Below are 25,480 nucleotides of genomic sequence, written 5' to 3' on the forward strand. Positions count from 1 at the left end.
TCCCTGGAAATGGCGTCAGTGGTAATCCTCAAGATCGACATCGACGGCGTTCTCGCCGTCCCATGCGAATGTGACGCGCCAGTTGCCCGTCACCCGCACCGAATAGCGGCCCTTCATCTCACCACCCAGCGCGTGGAAGCGCAGGCCCGGCTCGTTCATGTCCTCGGGGCGGATGGCGGCATCGAGACGGGCGAGGGGATCAGCGTCAACCGGTTCAGCCAGTCGGCATTCAGCCCACCCGCCCTGCCACGTGTCCAATAGGCCCTGAGCGCCTTGTGGCGAATGCTTTCAATCACAGGCCAATATGTAAGGCAATGCCTTACATATGTCAAGCGACACCTTACATATGGACGGAACATATGGACGGAGGGGGTTGTGTTCGGCGATGGGCCGGCAACGGCACCGCCAGATGAATGGCCATCACCGGGAAACCGCTACAGAACCCGGCTTACAGGCCATCTGGCAGCCTTTCACGCAGCGCCTTCGCCATTTGCCTACTACGATCACCGCCCAACTGATGAACACCTTCATCTGATCCTCCCATCATCAGAAAGCCCAATGAGAGGATAGAACCCTGCGGTTAATTATCGCTTAAGGCTGAGTGAGGCTTTGTGAATGATGGTGATTGACCATCCTCGTGCATTGCATCAAACTCTTCCCGTTAATCGAAGTGCTGTGACCTTTGCCTTCTTCCATGGAATTGGGAGCATGTGATGCCGACACAGCTTTCGGACCTCGACAGCTTGGCCGAGCAGGTCAAAAATCCTCACTCGAGAGCGCTTATTGACGAGGCCATTGCGGCTTACCGCGCGGGCGCCATGCGGTCTGCCGTGGTGATGTGTTGGTCCGCTGTATTTGGCGATCTGATTTCAAAAATTAGGGAGCTTAGCGAACAGGGAAACAACGTTGCCGAGCAATATGTGGGGGAAATTGAACGCAACGCCCAAAATCCCGGTAAGATGCTGAGGGTCGAGCGGGAAATCATAGATCGAGCGACCAATGAATTCCTCATGTTCAACCACCGCGACCAAACACAGTTTAACAGGCTACGGGAGGACAGAAATTCATGCGCCCATCCAACCTTGGCTGGCGATGAAGGGCACTTCGTGCCTATACCGGAGGCCGTTCGGGCGCATATCGCGCACGCGCTGGACCGATTGCTAATCCGCCCACCGTCACAAGGTAAGGAAGCTCTTGTTCGCCTCTGGCATGATCTTGATGAAACGCGGCTTCCCAAATGGCAACCTGCCGCAACGCAATTGGTTACGCAGCGATATGTAGAAAGTGGAACAAAGACCCTTCGCAGTGCCATCGCCCATGGTGCCCGGCGTGGTTTGCTACTGACAGAAGACCCATTCCAAATCAGCGATCACCAAAACTACGAAGCAGGATCACCATTTGATCGTCGTAGAGGGTTTCTGGCATGTTTGAGTGCGGTGTTAAAAGTAGACAGTCCACTTTTTGATGAAGTCGTCGCCACGTACTTCGATCATCTTGATAAAACGACTGACGACAGCCAAAAATTGATGACGCTGTTGCTTCTGTCATGGGAGCCAGCCTTATGGTCTCGGTTAAAGGAGCCGATGAGGGCGCAAATCGCCCAAATTACGGAACAAACGATCTTGGGTAAGCTTTCCAATCTGATGATTGAACAAAGAGGAACCAACCTACATAAATTCGTACTTCCCGCACTTGGCTGCATCGACATTCCTGATCTCGCGCCAATATTTAACAAATTGAAATATATAGCCTTTGATGATTTCAATGAAGGGTGTCCGCTGATTCTGCGTCCCGTTTCATTTCCGATGATTGACAAAATGATCAGTCTATTTGCAGCGTCTGGATCATATCGAAATGCCGAAGCAAATTTGCACAGGTGCGTCTGGCCGATAAGAAGTGACTTGAGACCAAACGATGTATCAAGAATTTTCAATGCGGTATTAAACAACAATCAGATCACACATGCGTCAGGCATACCACACCGACTTGCGGAACTCGTCAGTCATCTGAAGCAGCGTTGGGAGACTCAACCCAATCTATGGAAGGATAAATTTGATTTAGACATTCAAGCCTTCTGGACAGCCATAGCAAACATCTATGGTCCAGAGGCAATTCCCCATAATTTCGGACCACTATATGAAGAGCTTTTTGGCAAGCCTGATTCCTGACCAGAAGGCACCACTGCCGAAATGTTGCATCACCACGCCCCTGCCTGACGGTGGCATCTTGGCCGCATGGCATCAGGCTTCACATTCTCGCAGCGCTCGCTGGACAATCTGCAACAGGCCCACCCCAATCTGGTGGCGGTGACACGCCGCGCGCTTGAGATCACCCGCGTTTTGCCTCCCGAACACCCCCCAACATCCCCCAAAATCACTGTTGCCCGATTCGCGATGTCGTTCCGGGGCCGATTCCGGCCCCCAACACCCCAAATTTACCCCAAATTTACCCCAAAATAAGAACAAAAAATGAACAGTATTGGGAATCTGCCCTTTTTTCAGTCTGTTACGAACCATAGTTGAAATTCATACTTAACTAATTGAGAACATTGGCTTTTTCCCATGAAAAAACAGCTTGAACCCATTGACGGCCAATATTTCCCATGATATCCCAAATAATCCCATATTGAGGCAATGTGGGATGGCTGCCATCCATGGGGGATCGACAGCCGGCACCCTTCCGCCCTTGCCGGGCCCGGTCAGCGGGCCTGTGACAGGGAAATGCCAGACCGGCGTATCGCCGCGCCGGGCACCGGAAGTCCCGCCAGAGCCTCGCCAGGATTACGGGGATGTCGCGTGGATCTGTTCCTGTCCACATTCGAGAACCGCATTGACCGCAAGGGACGGCTGTCTGTGCCGGCGCCCTTCCGCGCGGTGCTGGAACGTCGGCGCGACCCGCTATATCTGTTCAAATCGCTGACCGAACCCTGTCTGGAGGGATGCGGGCCCGAGCGGATTGGCCAGATCGTCGACGCCATCGACAGTATGGACAGCCTGTCCGAAGAGGTGGCGACGCTGCAGACAATGCTGTCCAGCGCCCAGGAAATGAAACTCGATGGCGAGGGCCGGATCATGCTCTCGGCGGATTTCATCAGTTTTGCCGAACTTGACGACATGGCGCTGTATGCCGGCATCGGCCGGTCCTTTCAGATCTGGCTTCCGGCGCGCTATCGGGCGCGCGAGACAGAGGCCCGCACCCGCGCCAAGACGGCCGGCCTGCCCAGCCTGCGGCTTGGCGGTGGCCGGCGTCCGCCGGACGACCCGGCCAGCGATCCCCAGGGGAGGCGCTGATGGCCGCCGCGCGCCCAGAGCATCAGGCACTCCATACGCCGGTGCTGCTGCGCGAAGTCGTGACCGCCCTGACCCCCCGTGATGGCGGGCTCTATCTTGATGCCACCTTCGGCAATGGCGGCTATAGCGAAGCGATCCTCGAAGCTGCGGCAAGCACCGTTATCGCAATCGACCGCGACCCCGACGCCATTGCCCGCGGCGCGGCGCTGGCCGACAGATATGGCGACAGGCTGCAGCTTCGCGAAGGATGCTTTTCCGCCATGCGCGACCTTGCCGGGCCGGAAACAGGCCTTGACGGCATCGCCTTCGACCTTGGTGTCTGTTCAACCCAGCTTGATCAGGCCGAGCGTGGATTTTCCTTCCGGCTGGACGGGCCGCTGGACATGCGGATGTCGAAATCGGGCGACAGCGCGGCCGATATCGTGATGCGGCTCGATGAACGGGCGCTGGCCCAGATCCTGTGGGATTATGGCGAAGAGCGCGCCTCGCGGCGGATTGCCCGCGCCATTGTCCGTGCCCGCACCGAAGCGCCGATCACCACCACCGGCCAGCTGGCGGCGATCATCCATGCGGTGATGCCGGCCCCGCGGCCCGGTCAGCTTGACCCGGCAACGCGCAGCTTTCAGGCACTGCGGATCTATATCAACCGCGAACTTGGCGAGATCGAGGACGGGCTGAGTGCCGCCGAGGCGATGCTGAAACCAGGCGGCATTCTGGCCGTGGTGTCGTTTCACTCGCTGGAAGACAGGATCGTGAAACGCTTTCTCGGGGCGCGCAGCAGCGCCCGCGCCAACCCGTCGCGTCATCGCCCCGCGGTCACCGGCCCTGCCCCGACCTTCGAGCTGGTGACCCGCAAGCCGATCCTTCCCGAAGCTGGCGAAACGGCGGCAAATGCCCGGGCCCGCTCGGCAAAGCTCCGTGTTGCCAGGCGGACCGACGCCGCCTTGGCCGAACCCCACACCGCAATAGGGGGAGACGCGGCATGCGCATGATCCTTCTTGTCAGCATCCTGACAGCCATCCTCGGTACCACGCTCTATCAGGTGAAAATCGGCATCGACCAGCGCGAAAGCGACCTGCTGGCGCTGGAACGGGATATCAGATCGACCGAACGCGAAATCGCCGTGCTGGAAGCCGAATGGGCGCATCTGTCCCGTCCGGAACGGGTTCTGGAACTGTCCAACAGGCTTCTGGAGATGCAGCCCATCCCCGAGGACCGGGTGCTGCCGATCGACGCCATCCCGATGCGGATCCTGCCGCGCTTTGATGATCCGGTGGCCGATGTCGGCGTCATTACGCTGCTGCCGCCCGAACCGGCGCCGCGCGACCTGACACGGATCGCCGCGACTCCGGATGACCGTATCAGCCTTCAGACAGGGAGTATCACGCCGCAATGAACAGCCCGGTCACGCTCACATCACGGCTTCGCGCCCTTGTCCTGCCGTCCCGCCCCGATCCGGCACGTTCGCGCCGCATTGCCGAGGTGCGGCTTGTCATGTCGGCAGTCGTTGTCTTTGCCGTCTTTGCGGCCATCGCCGCGCGGGTGATGCTGCTTGCCACCGACGAGGCCAACGCCCGCACCGCCGGCATTGTGCCACCGCCGAAAGCCGAGCGCGGCCAGATTCTGGACCGCAAGGGGCGGCTGCTGGCAACCAACCTGCCGATCACCGTGCTTCATGCCGATCCGGGCGAGATCATGGATCCGGCGGCGGCGGCGCGGGCGCTGGCCCCGCTGTTGCCACGCCATGACGAGGCGGCGCTGGTCAGGCTGCTGACCAAGGACACAAGATATGTCGAGCTGGACCGCAAGCTGACCCCGGCGCGGCATGCCGAAATCCTGAATCTCGGCATTCCGGGCGTGTATTTTCGCAAAAGCACCCTTCGCGCCTATCCGAGCGGCAGGCTGGCGGCACACATCCTCGGCCAGGTCGACACCGACAATAACGGCCTTGCCGGCGTGGAAAAGTCGCTGGACGCCCAGCTTGCCGCCGGCAAGGACATCACCCTGTCGATCGACGCTGGCGTCCAGGCCATCGTGGCGCGCGAAATCAACAAGCAAATTCAAATATTTGAGGCCATCGGTGGTGCCGGCATCATGCTCGATATCGAGAGTGGTGAAGTGCTGGCGCTGGTCTCGCTGCCCGATTTCAACCCGAACCATTTCGGCGGCACCGACGCCGATACCAGATTCAACAGGGCCACACTTGGCCTGTATGAAATGGGTTCGACCTTCAAGGTGCTGAACACCGCGATGGCGCTTCAGGCCGGAACCACGACGGTGAACCGGCGCTATGAGGTGGCCAAGCCGCTTCGCATCGGCGGACATCGCATCAGCGACTTTCATGTCTATGACTGGCCGCTGACCGTTCCCGAAATTCTGGTCCTGTCGTCGAATATCGGTTCGGCGCGGATGGCGGCCGAAATCGGTGCCGAAACCCAACAGGCCTATCTGCGCCGCCTCGGCATGTTCGACCGGCTGTCCCTGGAAATTCCCGAAGTCGCCACGCCGCTGATCCCCCGGTCATGGCGGCAGTCGGAAATTGCGACGATTTCCTATGGTCACGGCATTTCGGTGACACCCATGCATCTTGCCGCCGCCGTGGCCACCGCCAGTGGCAGCGGGCTGTGGACCGCGCCGACCTTGCTGCGCCGCCAGCCCGACAACCAGCCGGTTCGCGAACGGGTGTTCTCCGATGAGACAACGCGCTCGGTACGCTCGATGATGCGGCTTGTGGTCAAACATCCCGACGGCACCGGCAACTATGCCGAGGCACGCGGCTATATGGTCGGCGGCAAGACCGGCACCACCGAAAAAATCCGCCCCGAAGGCGGCTATTACAAGGACCGCAACATCGCCAGCTTTGCCGCGACATTCCCGGTCCACGACCCGCGCTATGTGCTGGTTGTGATGGTCGACGAACCAAAGGGACAGAAACATTCCTACGGCTACGCCACCGGCGGATGGGTGGCGGCGCCTGCCGCCCGCCACATCATCGAAAATGCGGCACCGTTGCTCGGAATTCATCCTGTTGACGAAAAAGCGCCCGAAATTCGCCAGAAACTGCGCCTCGACTTCAAGATCGGAAAAGAGGAAAAAACGCTTGCTGCTTTCTGATCTCATCCCCGGCCCGACATCTGCGCACCCGCGTGCGGCAGAGATCGCGACGCTCGACATCACCGGCCTTGGCAGTGATTCCCGCGAGGCCGGCAAGGGATTTCTGTTTGTGGCCGTTGCCGGAAGTCACGCCGACGGGCGCGACTTCGCCGGCGCGGCAGTGGAGGCCGGGGCCGCAGCCATTCTGACCGACGAACGGCCGCTTGATGCGGCGCTCGAAGCCATCGCCGCCACCGGCGTGCCTGTTCTGGGCTGTGCATCGCCGCGGCGTGAACTGGCACTTGCCGCGACCCGTTTCTGGACCCGCCAGCCCGGCATGATCGCCGCCGTGACCGGCACCAACGGGAAAACATCCACCGTCGAGTTCATTCGCCAGATCTGGCGCCGGGCAACATGGGACGCCGCGTCGATCGGCACGCTGGGGCTGCAGGGGCCGGATCCCCGCACCATGCAGGGGCGCATGCTCGGCCTGCCGTCGCTGACGACGCCCGATGCGGCCAGCCTGCATGCCGCGCTGCAACCGGTCTGCGCGGCCGGCATCACGCATCTTGCGCTTGAGGCAAGCAGTCATGGCCTGGCCCAGCATCGGCTTGACGGGTTGAAGATCCATGTCGCCGGCTTTACCAATCTGAGCCGCGATCATCTTGATCATCATCCGGATATGGAATCCTATTTCGCCGCCAAGGCACGGCTCTTTACCGAGCTTCTGATGCCCGGCGGCACGGCGGTGATCAATATCGACGATCCCTATGGCGCGCGGCTGGTCGAGATGCTGCGCGGCAGCAGCCCGCAAAACCATGTGATCCTGACCGTTGGTGCCGCCAAAAAGGCCGATTTCCGGATCAGCAATGTCGCCGCTATGGATTTCGGCCTCGACGTGACGGTCGAACATGATGGCAACACTCTGCGCATTCCAATGGCGCTTGCCGGCACCTTTCAGGCTGTCAACGCGGTGACCGCGGCGGTCATGGCACATGCCAGCGGTCTGCCGATCCATGACTCGCTGTGGGCACTTCCCTATGTCACCGGTGCCGAGGGCCGGATGCAGCTTGTGTCGGGTCACCCGACCGGCGCCAAGGTGGTTGTCGATTATGCCCATACACCCGATGCGCTGGAATCGGCGCTGAAGGCATTGCGGCCGGAAACGCGCGGCCGGCTTGCCGTTGTCTTTGGTGCTGGTGGCGACCGCGATACGGGCAAACGCCCGCAGATGGGAAGCGCCGCCCGCAAACATGCCGACATTGTCTATGTCACCGATGACAATCCACGCTCGGAGGATGCTGCCGCCATCCGCGCCGCCATCATCGAATCCTGCCCAAACGCCATCGAGATCGCCGACCGCGGCGAAGCCATCTCGACGGCGATGCGCGAACTGACCAATGACGATGTGCTGCTGATCGCCGGCAAGGGCCATGAAAGTGTGCAGCTTGTCGGCAATGAAACCCTGCCCTTCAACGATTCCAGTGTCGCCCGCAACGCCATTCGCAGGCTGACAGCCGATGGAGGTGCCGGATGAGCGCCGCCAACCCGGGAATGAACCTCACCGCCGACGAGCTGGCCCGCCGTGTTGACGGCAGATGGCTGAACCCGCCCGGCGAGCTGACCGTCACCGCTGTCGAGATTGACAGTCGGCAATGCGCGCAGGGCACCCTGTTCGCCGCGCTGGCCGGCCAGCAGGCGGATGGCCATGACTATGTCGCCGCCGCCGCCGCAAACGGTGCCGCCGCCGCGCTGGTGTCGCGCGAGACCGGCGAGATCTCATGCCCACTGCTGATGGTTGACGATGTCGAGGCCGCGCTGACCCGGCTTGGTGCCTTTGGGCGGGCGGCGCACCGGATGTCCGGCGGCCATCTGGTCGCCATTACCGGATCGGTTGGCAAAACCGGAAGCAAGGAAATGCTGGCCCATATGCTGCGCCAGCTTGGTGGCTGTCATGCCAACCGTGCCAGCTTCAACAATCATCTCGGCGTGCCGCTGACCCTGGCGGCGCTTCCCGAAACCCCCATCGCCGCAGTCCAGGAAATCGGCATGAACGCCCCCGGCGAGATCACGACGCTGAGCGCCCTCGCCCAGCCGGATATCGCGGTCATCACGCGCATCGCCAACAGCCATGCCGGTTTCTTTGACTCGCTGGACGATATCGCCGCCGCAAAGGCCGAAATCTTTGACGGGCTGACGGATGGCGGCACCGCGATTCTGAACGCCGATGATCCCTATTTCACCTTTCTCGGCACCCGCGCCAGCACCGCCGGTGCCAGCCGGATTATCGGGTTTGGCACCGCACAGGGCGCGGAGGCCCAGCTTCTCGACATCACCACGGACGAAGGCGGGCCCGATGCCGGGATGATTGTTCGGGCAGACATTATGGGGACCGCGCTTTGCTTCCGGATGGGACTGCGCGGCGATCATTGGGCCCATAACGCGACTGCCATGCTGGCCGCCGTGGCGGCGCTTGGCCTTGATGTGAAGGATGCTTCAAGTTCATTGATTGATTTCAGAGGCTTGCCAGGTCGCGGCGCTGTCAGCAGCGGCGTTTTCAATGGCACCTCCATGACGCTGATCGACGACAGCTACAATGCCGGCCCCGCCTCGATGGAGGCCGCTTTTGCCACCTTCGGCACCACACCGCCCCACATCATGGTGCTGTCCGACATGCTGGAGCTTGGCCAGTCAAGCGAGGCCGCGCATGCCGCCCTCGTCCCGGCCATTGCCGCACTGGCGCCGCGGATTGTGATCACCATCGGGCCGATGATGGCCGCAATGGCATCACAGCTTGCCGGCAGCATCGACCATCACGGCGTTGATACACCTGCAGCGGCACTGAAGGCGCTGCGGGCGTCACTTGTCGATGGCGACCATGTCTTCATCAAGGGATCGAACGGGTCCGGTGCCTGCCATGTTGCTGCAGCGGTTCTTCAGGAGCTTGCCGATACCACAGACGCGAACGGAGGTGCATCCCATGCTGCCTGACCTTCTGGTGCCTCTGTCCGACGACTTTCAGATCTTCAACCTGTTCCGCTACATCACCTTCCGGACCGGCGGTGCGACAATCACCGCCCTGATCATCAGCCTGATGTTCGGTCCGGCGCTGATCCGCTGGCTGAAGGCCAGCCAGGTCGACGGCCAGCCAATTCGCGCCGACGGGCCGGAATCGCATCTTGTGACCAAGATCGGGACACCGACCATGGGCGGATTGCTGATACTTGGCGCTTTTGCCCTGTCGACCCTGCTGTGGATGCCGCTGTCGAATCCCTATCTGTGGCCGGTTCTGCTTGTGGCGCTCAGCTTTGGGGCGGTCGGATCGGTCGATGACTGGATGAAACTGCGTCGCCGTTCGCATCATGGCATGTCGGGACGGATGAAACTGGTGTTGCAGCTTGGCGTCGCCTTTATCGCCACACTGGTGCTGATCGAGATGTCACCGGCGCAGCTGCGCTATGGCGTGGCGGTGCCCTTTTTCAAGGACACGCTGATCTCGCTGGGACTTTTCTATGTGCCCTTTGCGATGATGGTCATTGTCGGCGCGTCAAACGCGGTCAATCTGACAGACGGGCTGGATGGGCTGGCCATCGTGCCGGTGATGATTGTTGCCGCCTGTTTCGGGCTGATTGCCTATCTTGCCGGCAATGTGAATTTCGCCACCTATCTGCAGATCAACTATGTCCCCGGTACGGGCGATCTGGCGGTGATGTGCGGCGCTCTTCTGGGTGCCGGGCTGGGCTTTCTGTGGTTCAACGCACCACCGGCCCGCGTGTTCATGGGGGATACAGGGTCGCTGGCGCTTGGCGGCGCGCTTGGCGCGATGTCGGTGGCAACCCGGCACGAGCTGGTGCTGGCGATCACCGGCGGCCTGTTCGTTGTCGAAACGCTGTCCGTCATTCTGCAGGTCGCCTCGTTCAAGCTTACCGGCAAGCGCATCTTCCTGATGGCACCGCTGCACCATCATTTCGAGCGCAAGGGCTGGGCTGAATCGACCATCGTCATCCGGTTCTGGATCATCGCCGTCGTGCTGGCACTTGCCGGCCTGTCATCGCTGAAGCTTCGCTAGGAACAAACAATCATGCTCGTTCCACATTCCATGTCAGGCAAAACAGTCGGGATCCTCGGTCTCGGCCTGTCCGGCATGGCGGCGGCGCGCGCGCTTGATGCGGCCGGTGCCACATGCTGGCTGCATGACGATGCGCGCCAGGCACCGGATGACCGCCAGGCCACATTACAGGTCGAACACTGGCAGAACTGGCCCTGGGACAGGCTTGATGCCATGGTCATCAGCCCCGGCATTCCGCATCATCATCCAGCGCCGCATCCAGCCGCCGCACGGGCCCGCGACAGCGACGTCGAGATCATCAGCGAAATTGAACTGGCGATGCGCGCCGCACCGCAGGCACGTCTTGTTGCGATCACCGGCACAAACGGCAAATCGACAACAACGGCGCTGCTTGGCCACTGCCTGAAGACTGCCGGCATCAAGGCCTGTATTGGCGGCAACATCGGCGAGGCCGCCTGCACCCTTGCAGATCCGGGCGGGGACGGGGTGATCGTGCTGGAATTGTCATCCTACCAGCTTGAGACAACCCCATCACTTCGCGCCGATATGGCCATTCTCTTGAACATTACACCGGACCACCTTGACCGACATGGCGGCATGGATGGCTATGTCGCCGCCAAGGCACGGATCCTGTCCGCCTTGCCGCCGGACGGGCTGGCGGTATTCGGCGAGGCCGAGGGGCCGGTTGCCCGGCTTGCCGCCGATTTTGCGGCCGGTGGCGGCACTGCGGTGACGGTCGGCGCGCGGGATCTGCCGGCGGAATTCGACCTGGCACCCGCCCTTGCCGGTCTGCACAACGCTGTCAACGCCGCTGCTGTCGTCGCCTGTCTTCGCCATCTTGGCGTCGCTGAGGCCGATATTGCCGCCGGGCTGAGGGATTTTGCCGGCCTGCCGCATCGCATGCAGCATGTCGCCCAGCATCGGGGCGTGGCTTTCATCAATGATTCAAAGGCGACCAATGGTGTGGCCGCCGCCTGTGCGCTTGCCGCCTATGACAGCATCTACTGGATTGCCGGTGGCGAGGCAAAGGAGGGCGGGCTTGGCCCTGCCGCAGACGCCACCGCGAATGTCGAACGCGCCTATCTGATCGGCAGCGCCGCCAAGGATTTCGCCGCAACACTGGCCGACCGGGTGCCGATCAGGCTGTCAGGCGATCTTGAAACCGCGACAACCGCCGCCTTTGCCGATGCCAGCGCCGCCGCAGGCCTGACAACGATCCTGCTGTCACCTGCCGCTGCATCTTTTGACCAGTTTGCGAATTTTGCCGCCCGCGGGGACGCCTTCTGCGCCCTCGCAAGACAGCTTGCCGCCACCGGGCCGGACACAGGAGGCGCGCATGCTTGATCGCACGGATCGCTCGCTTGTCGGTGTCTGGTGGTGGACAGTGGATCGCTGGCTTCTGGCCAGCGCGCTGTTGCTGATGGTCGTCGGCACGCTGCTGGTCATGGCCGCCGGGCCGGCAGTGGCAAACCTGATCAATCTGCCGTCACAGCATTTCGGCATCCGTCAGGGCATCTTCCTGATTCCGGCTGTCTGTCTGATGATCGCCACATCGCTTCTCGAGCCGCGTCCGATCCGGGCGCTGGCGCTGGTCGGCCTGATCGGCATTATCGGGCTGATGGGGCTGGCCGTGGTTGCGGGAAGTGAAATCAAGGGCGCCACCCGCTGGATCAATATCGCCGGATTCAACCTGCAACCGTCCGAATTCGCCAAGCCGCTCTTCGCCGTCGTATCGGCATGGCTGCTGACCCTGTGGCGCGAGGGCCAGGATTTTCCGGGCTGGATCTATTCATCGCTGCTGATGGCGCTGATTGTCGGCATTCTGGTGCTGCAGCCCGACATCGGGATGACGCTGATGATCGTCCTGACCTGGGGGTTCCAGATGTTTCTTGCCGGCATGCCGATGCTGCTGGTGGTCTGCATCGTCGCGCTGGCACCGCTGGGTCTGTTCATCGCCTACCTGACACTGGACCACGTCAAGCTGCGGATCGAGAAATTCATCGAAGGTGGCGCGTGGCAGGTTGAACAGGCCAAACATTCCTTTGCCAATGGCGGCCTGTTTGGCGTCGGACCGGGCGACGGCACGGTAAAGCTGCACCTTCCCGATGCCCATTCCGATTTTATCTTTGCCGTCGCGGCCGAGGAATTCGGGGCCCTTGCCTGTCTGACACTGGTCGCGCTCTATGCCTTCATCGTGTTGCGTGGATTTGCCAGAGCGATGTCGGATGAAGGGCTGTTCTGCCTGCTTGCCAGCGCCAGTCTGGTGCTGCAGTTCGGTGTGCAGGCGGCAATCCACATGGCTTCGTCAGCCGACCTGATCCCGACCAAGGGCATGACATTGCCGCTGATCAGCTATGGCGGCTCGTCACTTGTCGCCAGCGGGCTGACGATGGGACTCATTCTGGCCCTGACGCGGCGGCGCTCGCCCTATGCGCTGCCGGGCCGACGTCGCCAGGAGGTGTCGGCATGACCGGGCACCGCAAACCGCTGATCGCGCTTGCCGCCGGCGGCACCGGTGGCCATGTGTTCCCGGCCCTTGCCGTGGCCGAGGCGCTGCGCGGTGCCGGGGTCGAAACACTGGTCATGACCGATCGTCGCGGTGCCCGCCTTGTTCCCGCCGATGGCCGCCTTGTGCTGCCAGCCGCATCCCCCTTTCAGCGCGGCATATTCCGGCGTCTCGCCGCAATGGCCAAACTGGGTGCCGGCGCTGCGCTGGCGCTGCTGACAATGCTGAAGCGCCGGCCGGCAGCGATGATCGGCTTTGGCGGTTATCCGTCCTTTGCACCCCTGCTTGTCGCCAGACTGCTTGGCGTACCATCCCTGCTCCACGAGCAGAACGCCTTCCTCGGACGGGCCAATCACCTGTTGGCCCGCTGGACCGGTCATCTGGCGCTGAGCTGGGAAGGCACGCGCAACCTGCCGGCACGCATTGCAAGCTTCGTGTCCGGCATGCCCGTGCGATCCGCCTTCTTTGCGATCCCACCGCGCCGGACCCGTGCCGAGGCACCGCTGTCATTGACCATCATCGGTGGTTCGCTTGGCGCGGCTGTCTTTGCCGATCTGGTGCCGGCCGCCCTTGCCACGCTGCCTGAGGCGCTGCGGGCGCGCCTTCAGATTGTCCAGCAATGCCGCGCCGAACAGATTGACCAGCTGCGCCACAGCTATGACGCAATGAATATGGACGCCGAGGTCGCCGCCTTTTTCGACGACATGCCGACACGTCTTGCCGCAAGTGACCTTGTGATTGCCCGCGCCGGTGCCTCGACGGTTGCCGAGCTTGCGGCGGCAGGACGTCCTGCCTTGCTGGTGCCCTTCGCCGGCGCGATGGATGACCACCAGACAGCCAATGCGCAGCAGTTCGAGCTGGCTGGCGGTGGATATTGCCTTGCCGAGGCGACGCTGGATGCCACCCGGCTCGGCGCTGAGATTGCCGCCATTCTGACCGACCCCGACAGGCGCGGGCAGATGGGCGAGGCCGCACGCAGCCTTGCCGCCCCCGACGCCGCCACGCTGATCGCCGAACATGCGCTGATGCGGGCCGGGCTTGCCAACCTGACAGCGAGGGAAAGATGAGCGAACTTCCCCTGTCCATCGGCACCCTGCATTTCACCGGTATCGGCGGTATCGGCATGAGCGGCATTGCCGAAATCCTGTTCGAGATGGGCTATTCCGTCCAGGGAAGCGACAGCGCCGAGAATGCCAATGTCCGCCGGCTTCGCAAGAAGGGCATCAAGGTCATCTGCGGGCAGAAGGCCGAAAATGTGGACGATGCCGCGATTGTCGTCATCTCGACGGCGATCCGGCCCGACAATCCGGAATTGATTGCCGCGCGCGAACGGTTCCTTCCTGTTGTCCACCGTGCCGAAATGCTTGGCGAGCTGATGCGGCTTCGCTGGTCGGTCGCGGTTGCCGGAACACATGGCAAGACGACCACGACCTCGCTTGTGGCGACCCTGCTGGACAGCGCCGGGATCGATCCGACGGTGATCAATGGCGGTATCATCACCGGCTGGGGAAGTAACGCCAAGCTTGGTCATGGCCAGTGGATGGTTGTCGAGGCCGATGAAAGCGACGGCTCCTTTTCAAAGCTGAACCCGACCGTTGCCGTTGTAACCAATATCGACCCCGAACATCTTGATCATCACGGCAGTTATGAATCGCTGGAACAGGCCTTCCTGAATTTTGTTGCCTCGATCCCCTTCTACGGCTTTGCCACCCTGTGTATCGACCATCCGGCGGTACAGCGGCTGATGGCCGGCATCAAGGACCGTCGGATCATCACCTATGGCATGGCTGCCAATGCCGATGTGCGGGCGGTCAATCTGCGCCATGACGGGCCGATGATGGTGTTCGATGTGATCCTGTCCGACCGCACGGCCGGTGGCTATGAGATGATGCGGGAAGTCCGCTTCCCGATGCTTGGCGAGCATAATGTCCAGAATTGCCTTGCCGCGCTGGCGGTGGCGCTGGAGATGGGGGTGACACCGGACCGGATTACCGCCGCGCTGGAGATGTTCGGCGGTGTCGGACGGCGGTTCGAAACCAAAGGCGTCAGCGGCGGCGTGACGGTGATTGATGATTACGGGCACCATCCGGTTGAAATCAGGGCCGCCCTTCGCGCCGGACGGATGCTGTGTGGCACCAACAAGCTGGTGGCTGTCGTACAGCCGCATCGCTACAGCCGCCTTGCCGACCTGTTCGAGGATTTCTGCGGCTGCTTCAACGATGCTGACGAAGTGCTGGTTGCCGAGGTCTATGCCGCCGGCGAGACACCGATCGATGATATCGGTCGCGATGCGCTTGTCACAGGTCTTCGCGATCATGGCCATCGCGGCCCGGCGGCGCTGGCCGGACCGGATATGCTGGCCCGGGAAATCCTTGACCGCACGCAAAGCGGCGATCTGGTGATGTGTCTTGGGGCGGGTGATATCACCAGCTGGGCTGCCCAGCTCCCCACCGAAATGGACAGGCTGCGGGAGATGGACACATGACGACCCGCCTTGTCGACCGTCTGCCCGCCATTCGCGGCGATTATGCCAGCGCCGTACCGATGGCCAGACACACCTGGTTTGGTGTCGGCGGCCCCGCCGAAATCATTTTCACACCGGCCGACAATGACGATCTTGCCAGCTTCCTGGCCGCCTGCCCGGCTGACATTCCGGTGCTGACAATCGGGGCCGGGTCAAATCTGCTGGTCCGCGATGGCGGCATTTCCGGGGTTGTCATCCACACCCCTGCCCATATGAACACCATCACGCATGATGGTGATGTGGTCACCGCCGGTGCCGGCGCGCGCGACGCCGAAGTCGCCCGCTATGCCGCCAAGGCCGGGCTTGCCGGGCTGGAATTCCTGGTTGGCATTCCGGGCACCGTCGGGGGTGGATTGCGGATGAATGCCGGGGCCTATGGCGGCGAGTTCCGCGATGTCGTCCTCCGCGCCTACGGGTTTGACAGGACGGGACAGCCCTTCAGCGCGACACCGGACGAGATGGGGATGGCGTATCGGCACAGTGACGCGCCGGCAGACTGGATCTTCACCCATGCCGATCTCAGGGCCGAGGCCAGTGACAGCACCGCCATCCGGGCACGGATGAAGGAAATCGTCGCCAGCCGCGGCGATGCCCAGCCACGCGGCGTGCGTACCGGCGGCAGCACCTTTGCCAACCCGCCAGGTGGCAAGGCCTGGCAGGAAATCGACGCCGCAGGGTGCCGGGGTCTGGAAATCGGCGGGGCGCTGGTATCCGAAAAACACTGCAATTTCCTGATCAATCAGGGCGCTGCATCGGCCCATGACATCGAATGTCTTGGCGAGACCGTACGCCAGCGCGTTGCCAGTCGGGGCGGACCGGCGCTGCGGTGGGAAATCCGCCGGGTCGGCCAGCTTGCCGAAGGACAGACCATCCCTGACGAGACCGACGGGGGGGCCAAACCATGACCGGCGAACGGGTTGCTGTCCTGATGGGTGGATGGACATCCGAGGCCCGGGTGAGCCGGGTATCGGCAAGCTTTTGCGGTCAGGCCGCACGCAATGCCGGCTGGGACGCTGTCGAGGTCGAGGTCGACCGCAACATCGCCCACACCCTTGCCGAAATGCAGCCTTCGCGCGCCTTCAACGCGCTTCACGGCCAGGTTGGCGAGGACGGCAACATCCAGGGTCTGCTCAACATCATGAACATTCCCTACACCCATAGCGGGTTGATGGCGTCGGCCATCGCGATGGACAAGGTCCGCGCCAAGCGCATGCTTGCCGAGGTCGGGATCGCGGTGCCGGCCGATCTGGCACTTGTCGAGGACAGCCATGTCTATCCGGCCGACTATACCGGCGCGCATGTCATCAAGCCGCGCAATGACGGGTCAAGCCTTGGCGTTGTCATTGTCGCCGAAAACAGCACAACACCGCCGGCCCGCAGCCAGTGGGATGTCGACGCCACATTGATTGCCGAGCCCTTTATCCCCGGGCGTGAACTGACGGTATCGGTTCTCGACGGCACCGCCCTTTGCGTGACGGAAATCAAACCCAATCTCGGTTTTTATGATTTCGACGCCAAATACGCGGCTGGCGGCTCGGAACATGTCCTGCCGGCAGACATTCCCAAGCAGACAACGCTGCTGGCCTGTGACTGGGCCGAGCGCGCCTATCGTCACCTTGGCTGCCGTGGCGTGATCCGGGCGGATTACCGCTGGGACGAGGGTCGCAATCAGCTCTACATGCTGGAAATCAACACCGTGCCCGGAATGACGGCAACCTCGCTGGTTCCCGAACAGGCGCGGTTTGTCGGCATGTCGGGAGAAGAACTGGTCAATCATCTTCTGGAGACGGCGCAATGCGACGATTGATTCCGTTTCGCAAATCTGCTGACACAACGCCGCGCGACACGGCCGAGGCAGGTGTTGTGCGGCGCCGGACCCGCCCCGATCTGCGGACAATCCTTCGCGGCGGCCTGGCCATTGGTGCCTGCGCCATGATTGCCGTCGGCTATGTCGAACGCGCGCAGCTGACAGACGGCATCATCGAGGCCAGCGCACAGGCAGGCCTGCGGCTGGAGACAATCGAAGTCAAGGGACGCGCCCACACGCCGCAATCGGTCATCCTTGCCGCCAGCGAGCTGAGGCGCGGCGAGCCGATGCTGACAATCTCGCTTCCCGACCTGCATGAACGCCTGTCCACCATCGGCTGGATTGACGAGGTGGCCGTCGAACGACGCATGCCCTCGACAGTCCGGATCATCCTGACCGAACGCATTCCAATGGCGCTTCTTCAGACAGATGCGGGGCATCGTGTGATCGATGAAACCGGCACCGTGATAGCGGGCGCAGACCCGTCTGCATTCGGCCATCTGACCGTGGTGGCCGGGTCGAGCGCGGCATCGAATGCCGGCCCGATCCTGAACATCCTGAAGACCGAACCGGAACTGTTCGCCGATGTCTGGGCCGTTACCTTTCAGTCCGAACGCCGCTGGGATGTGCATCTTCGCAACGGCATCAGGGTCAGGCTTCCCGAAACCGACCCGCGTACCGCCTGGTCGAAGCTGGCCATCATCGACCACAGCAAGCAGATCACCAACCGCGATCTGGCGGTGATCGACATGCGGGTGCCCGACCAGATGATTGTCGAACCGAATATCCCGGTTCGCGGACAGGGGAGAAACACATGACAGGGAGGCGGCGATGAAACTGCGGCGTCGACGCAGCATAGGACGGCCCTTTGCCATTCTGGATATTGGCAGCGCCAAGATCTGTTGCATGATCGGCGAGGTGACCCGCCAGGGCGAGCTTCGCCTTCTCGGACAGGGAACGCATGCCTCGGCGGGCATGCGCGCCGGCGAGGTCACCGCGCTGACGGCACTTGGCGACGCCATCGGCCATGCGGTGCAGAGCGCGGAACGGGCAGCCGATCTGTCCATTGCTTCGGTCACCGTCGTTCTGCCCGGTGGCAGCCCGCGTTCGCAGGTCCGCACCCAGGACATGACGCTGTCCGACAGCACCGTCAGCCGCCGTGATGTTCGTCGTCTTCTCGACCGGTGCGGCTCTCAGGAGCTGGACCCGTCATTGCAGCTGATGCAGCTTCATCCGCTTCATTACAGCCTTGACGACGTGCGCGGCATTGCCGACCCGACAGGGATGCGCGGACGCACGCTTGCCGTCGATTTCCTGAATGTGGCAGCGCTGCGCACCAGCCTGACAAATATCATCGAGGCGCTGGCGCTGAACCATCTGAGCGCCGAACGGTTCATCCATGCCGGCTATGCGGCCGGACTTGCCTGTCTGTCCGGCGAGGATCGCGACCTTGGCAGCACGGTGATCGATATTGGTGGCGGCACCTCGTCCATCGCCATCTTCATGGACGGCAAGCTGATCTATGCCGATACGGTGCCTGTCGGCGGGCAGCATGTCTCGACCGATATTGCACGGATCCTGTCAACACCGCTTGCCGAGGCCGAGCGGCTGAAGGCCGTACACGGCTCGATCACGCCGGTCGATGTCATGGCCTCGGCCCCGTCACCGGTTCGCGAAGCATTGCAGCTTGGCATGTCCGACAACATCACCCTGCCCGGCCTTGGCGATGTGATCGAGGCCGGCGGCAAGACGATTGAAAGACGGCTTCTCAGCGCCGTCATCAAGCCACGGATCGAGGAAATCATCGAGTTGCTGATGGACCGGATGCGTGCCGCACGGATGGATTATGCCGCCGGCAACCGGTTCGTGCTTACCGGCGGCACAAGCCAGTTGACCGGCATTGCGGATTTCTGTGCGCAGCTTGTCGGCAGGAACGTCGTTCTCGGCCAGCCGGACGGGATCAGCAATCTGGCCGTCGAAGAGACCAGCCGGTCGAACGCCGCCGCCGTCGGTGCCCTCCTCCATGTCAGCAGGCTGACCGAGGATGACCCGGCAGAACGGCAAACCAGAACCCTGCCCCACGGGCCGATCGAAAAGCTCGGTGCCTGGTTCAGGGACAATCTATGAGAAAGGAGCACGCCACATGCGACTTTGTTTGATGTCTGAACCAGGAAATTCCAGCAACGGGGCCATTTTGTCCCCGTCTCCAATCACTGCCGCGCAGGGTGACAGTCACATGCCGGCAGCACCATCACTACCAACCGCACAAGGGAGAGTCTCATGACAATCAATCTTTCCGTTCCGCAAACCATGCAGGAACTGCGTCCGCGCATCACTGTAGTCGGTGTTGGCGGCGCTGGCGGCAATGCCGTCAACAACATGATCAACTCCGACCTTGACGGTGTTGACTTCCTGGTCACGAACACCGACGGACAGGCCCTCGCCCATTCGCTTGCCAGCCGCAAAATCCAGCTTGGCAGCGCGATCACGCAGGGGCTTGGTGCCGGATCGAAGCCGGATGTCGGACGCGCCGCCGCCGAAGAAAGCATCGAAGCGGTGATGAGCGAGCTTGCCGACTGCAACATGGTCTTTATCACCGCCGGCATGGGTGGTGGTACCGGCACCGGTGCGGCACCGGTCATCGCCAGGGCGGCCCGTGAACGCGGCATCCTGACCGTTGGTGTTGTCACAAAGCCCTTCGACTTTGAAGGTCAGCGCCGGATGGCACAGGCCGAGGCCGGAATCGCCGAGATGCAGAGCTTTGTCGATACGCTGATCGTGATCCCGAACCAGAACCTGTTCCGGCTTGCCAATGAGCGTACCACCTTTGCCGATGCCTTCCATATGGCCGATACGGTGCTTCATCAGGGCGTGGCCGGCGTCACCGACCTGATGATCAAGCCGGGCCAGATCAATCTCGACTTTGCCGACATCCGCGCGGTGATGAGCGAGATGGGCAAAGCCATGATGGGCACCGGCGAGGCATCCGGCGAAGGCCGGGCCACGCAGGCCGCCGAGGCCGCCATCAACAACCCGCTTCTGGACGACATTTCGATGCAGGGGGCAAGCGCCGTCCTGATCAATGTCACCGGCGGCATGGATATGACCTTGTTTGAGGTCGACGAGGCCGCCAACAGGATCCGTCGTGAAGTCGATGTCGACTCTGTCATCATCTTCGGATCAACCTTCGACGAAAAGCTGGAAGGTGTGATGCGGGTGTCGATCGTGGCCACCGGGATCGAAGCCAATCTGCAGACCCGCGAACGTCCGACGTTCCTGCAGGCCCCGATCACCCGCCGGTCCACCATCATCTCGGCACCAACCGCCATGCCGACCGCCCCTGCGGCGGCGGCCATTGCCACCGGCAGTGTGACGGCAGTGGCGTCCGAAGACAGCCCGACACCCGTTGCGGACAATGCGACAGCAGAATCCGCCGCGGCAACCGAACCGGCAGCGCCGGCTGAGCAGGCCGAAGCCGACCAGATCGAAGCCAAACATGTAGAGGCTGAACATGCCGAGGCCGAAGATGCAGAGGCCGGGCAGATCGAAACCGTTCAGGCTGAAACAGAACAGGCTGAAATAGATCAGACTGAAACCGTTCTGGCCGAAGCTGATCAGGCCGACGGCAGCGGGGACGGTGCCATCATGCCGGGCTTTGTGCCAACAAAGGCCTCTCGTTCGCGGCTGGCCTTTCTTGCCTCTGGCCGGGCCACGGCAAAGACCGACTCGGAATCGGCTTCCGCCGACGGGGCTGATGACAGGCAGATCTCGATCGACGAGGCCATTGCCAGGGAACGGTCAACCAGCTTTGGCAGCGGCATGCCGGCGGCACCGTCTGCTGTGGAACTGACGGAACCGGCCACATCAGCGGCACAGGCCGACGCCGCGCCGGGCACTGTCATGGTTGCCGATACACCGGCGGAGCTGACGGCGCCCCGCACGCCCTTCATTCCCGGAACACCGGCTGAGATGCCCGAGAATGAAACCGTGCCCGCCACGACACCTGCCGGCGGCAAGACGAGCCTGATCAACAAGATCTCGCGGCTGTGGACCGAAAAGCCCCAGGACGAGGCGGCATCACCACGACGTGAGCCGGCTGTCGAGGCCGCTGCCACCGACATCGCGCCGGTCAAGGCCGCCACCGCATCTGCTGTTGCGGACAGGGATTCGACCCCGTCGATCCTTGATCTGCCCCGTGCCGATGCGATGAACCGCATGCCGGAGCCGGCTGGCACCACAACGCTTGACAAGCCGGCTGACGATCTGGAGATCCCGGCCTTCCTGCGGCGTCAGGCGAACTGACGGTCACGTCGGTCGAACAACATCATCAAAACGGGGTCCGGCCTTGTGCCGGACCCCTTTTTTTTGGTCTGTAACAGCTGCCGATACAACGGTCTGGAGCCTCCGCCATTACACAGACCTCCGCTTGTAACAACCTGTAACCAAATGTGATTTGATTGTGGACCCGGACCGCTTCTTAATGCAGCAGTGGTCAAACCACGAAAATTACGGCAAACCGATGCGTTCAGCGATGCAGATATTTGCCGGCAAACCGGAAGTCGACAGGGTCACCCGCATATGCATAGCGACAAACACATGCAATTCCCAATGCAGACCCAATCCCCAATGCAGACCACTGTCGCAGATATCATTGCCTTTGACGGCGTAGGCCTGCATTCGGGCCGCTTCGTTCGTGTCGCCATTCACCCCGCCCCCGCCAACACCGGCATCATGTTCCGCCGCGTCGATGTAACCGAAAGCCGCCAGACAATTGCGGCGCGCCCGGATACGGTACGCCAGGCGCGGCTTTGCACCCGCATTGTCAATGAAGATGGCGTTGGCCTTGAAACGGTTGAACATATCATGGCCGCCTTTGCCGGACTTGGCGTTGACAACGCCATTGTCGATATTGACGGCGGCGAGGCACCCATCCTTGACGGCAGCAGCCTGCCGGTTGTCGAGGCCATCAATCGCGTCGGCCTCCGCCAGCTTGGCACCAGACGCAGACTGCTTGTGGTCACCGCGCCGATTTCGGTTGAACATGGCGGCGGCTGGGCCAAGCTTGAGCCTTGTGACCATCTTGAGATCGACGCGGAAATTGATTTCGACGATTCAGCCATCGGACGCCAGCGGTTCGTGTATCGGCATGGTGTCGGCTCGTTCGAGCGCGAGCTTGCCGCGGCCCGCACCTTCTGTCTGATGCGGGATGTTGCGGCAATGCAGAATGCCGGCCTTGCCCTTGGCGGGTCGCTGAACAATGCCGTGGTCGTTGAGAACGGCACCGTTCTGAATGATGGCGGGCTTCGCATGGAACGTGAATTCGTGCGCCACAAGATTCTGGATTGCCTTGGCGACCTGTACCTTCTCGGCTCGATGATGCGTGGCCGGATGACCGCATCGCGGCCCGGTCATGCCATGTGTGCCAAGCTGATCAACACGCTGTGGAATTCACCAGCCTGTTTCCAGATCATCGAGGACGGCATCGCTGTCGAGCATTCCGACGGTTACGCGCTTCCCGAAGTTGCCGCCGCCGCCGCGGTCTGACCGTTACACGGCATTCACCCCTTCCCCGCCTGTCGGCATGCCGGCGCACCGGCAACGCATCTGGCGTCTTTTCACCTGCTTCACTTGCGGCTATTGTGGGCGCAAGCTTTGTCCGGCATCCGATCCTGTGTCGGGCCAGAGACCTACCGCCCCTGTGGAGAGCCATCTTGGCCAAGATTCTTCTGACATCCATTGCCCTTGCCGCAACACTTGCCATAACAGGCTGTGCCGCACCCGAACCGCTGCAACAGGAAGAACGGCCTGCCGGCACGCTGTATGACGAGGCGCTTGCGCTGGCAACCGAAGGCGAACCCGGAAAGGCCGCCCCGAAATTCGAAGAGGTGGAACGCCAGCATCCCTATTCGGACCTCGCCGTTCGTTCGCAGATCATGGCCGCATGGTCATTCTATCAGGACAATGACTATCCCCGCGCTGTCGCCGCGCTGGAACGCTTTATCGAGCTGTACCCGGCGGACGAGATGGTCCAATATGCCTATTATCTTCGGGCGCTCTGCTATTATGAACAGATCGTCGATGTCGAGCGCGATGCCGAAATGACCCTTCTGGCAATGAACGCTTTCGATGAAATGCTGCTTCGCTTTCCGCAGGGCACCTATGTTCGTGATGCCAGACTGAAGGCGGACCTTGCCCGTTCGCATCTGGCCGGCAAGGAAATGGCGGTTGGTCGTTTCTATACCGAGCGTGGGCATTATACCGCCGCCCTGCGACGCTTTGCGAAAGTGGTGCAGGATTATCAGACAAGCAATCAGGTGCCGGAGGCGCTGTATCGGATGGTCGAGGCCTATCTTGCGCTTGGCCTGGTCGATGAAGCCGACCGTGTTGGATCGGTCGCGGTCTACAACTACCCGGACTCGTTCTGGACCAAGGAACTGCTGTCACTTGCCGAGGATCCTGCGCGGTCATTGCCGAAGGGCATGTTCCAGCGCGCCATCGAATCCCTGTCAGACCTGTTTGATCGCTAGCCATGCTGCACAGCCTGTCGGTCTCCAATATCGTTCTGATCGAGCGGTTGACGCTGACCTTCGAGCATGGGCTGACCGTGCTTACGGGCGAGACAGGTGCCGGTAAATCCATCCTTCTTGATGCGCTTGGCCTGGCGCTTGGCAGCCGCGCCGATTTTCGCCTGATCCGCGAGGGCGAGGCAACAGCGCAGGTATCGGCGGTGTTTCATCTGGCAGCGGATCATCCGGTATGGGCCCGCCTTGCCGAAGCCGATATTCCGCCGGATGACGAGCTGATCCTGCGCCGCCGGCTGAAGAGCGACGGCAAATCCTCGGCCAGCATCAATGACACCCCCGTATCAGCGGCGCTGTTGCGCGAAATCGGTGACTCGCTGGTTGAAATACAGGGGCAATTCGAAGGCCGCGGGTTGCTTGATCCCGCGACCCATCTTGGCCATGTCGACCGCGCCGCCAATCATCGGGACGTTCTGGAAAAACTCCGTTCCGGCTGGACAAACTGGCTTCAGGCGCAGCGCAATCTGGCCCAGGCGAAACGCGATCTGGAAACCGCGCGCGCCGAAGAGGAATGGCTTCGCGACGCGGTGCAGCAGCTGGACATGCTGGCACCGCGACCAGGCGAGGAAAACGAGCTGTCCGCCGAGCGTGAACGGCTGTCGAATGTCGGGCGCATCGGCGAAGGTCTGGCCATTGCCGATGATGCGATTTTCGGTGACAGCGGTGCCCAGGCCATGCTTGGCCGGGCCCGCGCCGCGCTTGACAGGGCGGCACCACTTGCTGCCGGCCTGCTTGACGAGGCCCAGGCCGCGCTTGGCCGGGCCGATGCCGAGCTTGCCGAGGCCGCTGCCAGCATCAGCAGCGCCGGACACGAGCTGGAAAACGACCCGGCGCGGCTGCAAACCGTCGATGACAGACTTCACGAGCTGCGCCAGCAGGCGCGCAAGCATGATTGCACACCTGATGATCTTGCCGCGGTTCACGAACGTCTTGCCGCCAGTCTTGCGGGCATAGAGGATTCAGCCGGCGCGCTGACCGAACTTGCCGACAATGAACGCCAGTGGCGCGACTATTATCAGCAGATTGCGGCCATTGTCGCCGCCAACCGGCTGCAGGCGGCGCAGCGACTTGACCAGGCGGTCATGGGCGAACTTCCACCGCTGAAACTGGAAGGCGCGCGCTTTGCCACGGCCATCAGCGATCTGCCACCGGACCAGTTCGGGCCGCTTGGCACACAGCAGGTCCGTTTCGAGGCCAGCACCAATCAGGGCATGAAGGCCGGGCCGATCGACCGGATTGCATCCGGGGGTGAACTGGCGCGTTTTCTGCTGGCGCTGAAGGTCGCGCTGGAGGGTGACGCGGCCGGCCGGACATTGATTTTCGACGAGGTCGATTCCGGCGTTGGCGGCGCTGTCGCGGCTGCGGTTGGGGACCGGCTGGCCCGGCTTGGGAAAACCACCCAGACCCTTGTCGTGACCCATTCACCGCAGGTCGCGGCAAAGGGCGATCATCATATGCGGATTGCCAAGACAGCAACAGACAGCGGCGTGATCAGCGCCACCGAACCACTGGCCGACGATGCCCGCACCGAGGAAATCGCCCGCATGCTGGCTGGCGAACAAATCACCGCCGAGGCGCGCGCCGCCGCGCTGGCCCTGCTGGAGCGTTAG

The 25,480-nt window shown here is 62.1% G+C and carries 21 protein-coding genes; 20 read left to right on the top strand and 1 reads right to left on the bottom strand.

Annotated elements, in window-relative coordinates; genetic code table 11:
• Positions 1 to 15 precede the first annotated feature (15 nt).
• Positions 16 to 258, bottom strand: coding sequence for a type II toxin-antitoxin system RelE/ParE family toxin (locus tag AB3X55_07390; GenBank protein MEX0503403.1), 243 nt, complete (start codon positions 256 to 258; stop codon positions 16 to 18).
• A gap of 455 nt (positions 259 to 713) precedes the next feature.
• Between AB3X55_07390 and AB3X55_07395 the strand changes: the two genes are divergently transcribed.
• The 20 genes from AB3X55_07395 to recN all read left to right on the top strand — a co-directional run bounded on the left by AB3X55_07395 (position 714) and on the right by recN (position 25,480).
• Positions 714 to 2,168, top strand: coding sequence for a hypothetical protein (locus AB3X55_07395; GenBank protein MEX0503404.1), 1,455 nt, complete (start codon positions 714 to 716; stop codon positions 2,166 to 2,168).
• 627 nt (positions 2,169 to 2,795) lie between these two features.
• Entirely contained in the window at positions 2,796 to 3,290 is a 495-nt protein-coding gene (locus AB3X55_07400; protein ID MEX0503405.1) for a division/cell wall cluster transcriptional repressor MraZ, read from the top strand.
• A complete protein-coding gene (gene rsmH, locus AB3X55_07405) occupies positions 3,290 to 4,282 on the top strand; it encodes a 16S rRNA (cytosine(1402)-N(4))-methyltransferase RsmH (protein ID MEX0503406.1) in 993 nt (330 codons plus the stop codon). The genes AB3X55_07400 and rsmH overlap by 1 nt, the downstream gene beginning before the upstream one ends.
• Positions 4,273 to 4,686, top strand: a complete 414-nt coding sequence (locus AB3X55_07410; protein ID MEX0503407.1) for a hypothetical protein — start codon at positions 4,273 to 4,275, stop codon at positions 4,684 to 4,686. The genes rsmH and AB3X55_07410 overlap by 10 nt, the downstream gene beginning before the upstream one ends.
• Positions 4,683 to 6,404, top strand: a complete 1,722-nt coding sequence (locus AB3X55_07415) for a peptidoglycan D,D-transpeptidase FtsI family protein (GenBank protein MEX0503408.1) — start codon at positions 4,683 to 4,685, stop codon at positions 6,402 to 6,404. Before AB3X55_07410 ends, AB3X55_07415 begins: the two co-directional genes overlap by 4 nt.
• Positions 6,391 to 7,920 (top strand): UDP-N-acetylmuramoyl-L-alanyl-D-glutamate--2,6-diaminopimelate ligase, encoded by a 1,530-nt coding sequence (locus tag AB3X55_07420; GenBank protein MEX0503409.1) that lies wholly within the window; start codon positions 6,391 to 6,393, stop codon positions 7,918 to 7,920. Before AB3X55_07415 ends, AB3X55_07420 begins: the two co-directional genes overlap by 14 nt.
• Positions 7,917 to 9,374 (top strand): UDP-N-acetylmuramoyl-tripeptide--D-alanyl-D-alanine ligase, encoded by a 1,458-nt coding sequence (murF, locus tag AB3X55_07425; protein MEX0503410.1) that lies wholly within the window; start codon positions 7,917 to 7,919, stop codon positions 9,372 to 9,374. The genes AB3X55_07420 and murF overlap by 4 nt, the downstream gene beginning before the upstream one ends.
• Positions 9,364 to 10,452, top strand: a complete 1,089-nt coding sequence (gene mraY, locus AB3X55_07430; GenBank protein ID MEX0503411.1) for a phospho-N-acetylmuramoyl-pentapeptide-transferase — start codon at positions 9,364 to 9,366, stop codon at positions 10,450 to 10,452. Before murF ends, mraY begins: the two co-directional genes overlap by 11 nt.
• Before the next feature lie 12 nt (positions 10,453 to 10,464).
• Positions 10,465 to 11,796, top strand: coding sequence for a UDP-N-acetylmuramoyl-L-alanine--D-glutamate ligase (gene murD / locus AB3X55_07435; protein MEX0503412.1), 1,332 nt, complete (start codon positions 10,465 to 10,467; stop codon positions 11,794 to 11,796).
• The gene (locus AB3X55_07440) at positions 11,789 to 12,922 is read left to right on the top strand and encodes an FtsW/RodA/SpoVE family cell cycle protein (GenBank protein MEX0503413.1); all 1,134 of its coding nucleotides are present in this window, start codon (positions 11,789 to 11,791) and stop codon (positions 12,920 to 12,922) included. The genes murD and AB3X55_07440 overlap by 8 nt, the downstream gene beginning before the upstream one ends.
• On the top strand, positions 12,919 to 14,025 hold the full coding sequence (murG, locus tag AB3X55_07445; protein ID MEX0503414.1) for an undecaprenyldiphospho-muramoylpentapeptide beta-N-acetylglucosaminyltransferase: 1,107 nt from the start codon (positions 12,919 to 12,921) through the stop codon (positions 14,023 to 14,025). Before AB3X55_07440 ends, murG begins: the two co-directional genes overlap by 4 nt.
• Positions 14,022 to 15,443 carry a UDP-N-acetylmuramate--L-alanine ligase gene (gene murC / locus AB3X55_07450; GenBank protein MEX0503415.1) on the top strand — a complete coding sequence of 474 codons (1,422 nt, stop codon included), beginning with the start codon at positions 14,022 to 14,024 and terminating at the stop codon, positions 15,441 to 15,443. Before murG ends, murC begins: the two co-directional genes overlap by 4 nt.
• A complete protein-coding gene (gene murB, locus AB3X55_07455) occupies positions 15,440 to 16,387 on the top strand; it encodes a UDP-N-acetylmuramate dehydrogenase (GenBank protein ID MEX0503416.1) in 948 nt (315 codons plus the stop codon). The genes murC and murB overlap by 4 nt, the downstream gene beginning before the upstream one ends.
• The gene (locus AB3X55_07460) at positions 16,384 to 17,289 is read left to right on the top strand and encodes a D-alanine--D-alanine ligase (protein MEX0503417.1); all 906 of its coding nucleotides are present in this window, start codon (positions 16,384 to 16,386) and stop codon (positions 17,287 to 17,289) included. The genes murB and AB3X55_07460 overlap by 4 nt, the downstream gene beginning before the upstream one ends.
• Positions 17,277 to 18,107, top strand: a complete 831-nt coding sequence (locus AB3X55_07465; protein ID MEX0503418.1) for a cell division protein FtsQ/DivIB — start codon at positions 17,277 to 17,279, stop codon at positions 18,105 to 18,107. Before AB3X55_07460 ends, AB3X55_07465 begins: the two co-directional genes overlap by 13 nt.
• Before the next feature lie 13 nt (positions 18,108 to 18,120).
• Entirely contained in the window at positions 18,121 to 19,416 is a 1,296-nt protein-coding gene (ftsA, locus tag AB3X55_07470) for a cell division protein FtsA (GenBank protein MEX0503419.1), read from the top strand.
• 153 nt (positions 19,417 to 19,569) lie between these two features.
• Positions 19,570 to 21,591 carry a cell division protein FtsZ gene (gene ftsZ, locus AB3X55_07475; protein ID MEX0503420.1) on the top strand — a complete coding sequence of 674 codons (2,022 nt, stop codon included), beginning with the start codon at positions 19,570 to 19,572 and terminating at the stop codon, positions 21,589 to 21,591.
• Positions 21,592 to 21,915: 324 nt separating this feature from the next.
• The gene (gene lpxC / locus AB3X55_07480; GenBank protein MEX0503421.1) at positions 21,916 to 22,833 is read left to right on the top strand and encodes a UDP-3-O-acyl-N-acetylglucosamine deacetylase; all 918 of its coding nucleotides are present in this window, start codon (positions 21,916 to 21,918) and stop codon (positions 22,831 to 22,833) included.
• A 167-nt stretch (positions 22,834 to 23,000) separates the two neighbouring features.
• Positions 23,001 to 23,816, top strand: a complete 816-nt coding sequence (locus AB3X55_07485; GenBank protein MEX0503422.1) for an outer membrane protein assembly factor BamD — start codon at positions 23,001 to 23,003, stop codon at positions 23,814 to 23,816.
• A 2-nt stretch (positions 23,817 to 23,818) separates the two neighbouring features.
• Entirely contained in the window at positions 23,819 to 25,480 is a 1,662-nt protein-coding gene (gene recN, locus AB3X55_07490) for a DNA repair protein RecN (GenBank protein ID MEX0503423.1), read from the top strand.

The sequence above is a fragment of the Alphaproteobacteria bacterium LSUCC0719 genome (assembly GCA_040839025.1).
Taxonomy (GTDB): domain Bacteria; phylum Pseudomonadota; class Alphaproteobacteria; order Puniceispirillales; family Puniceispirillaceae; genus UBA8309.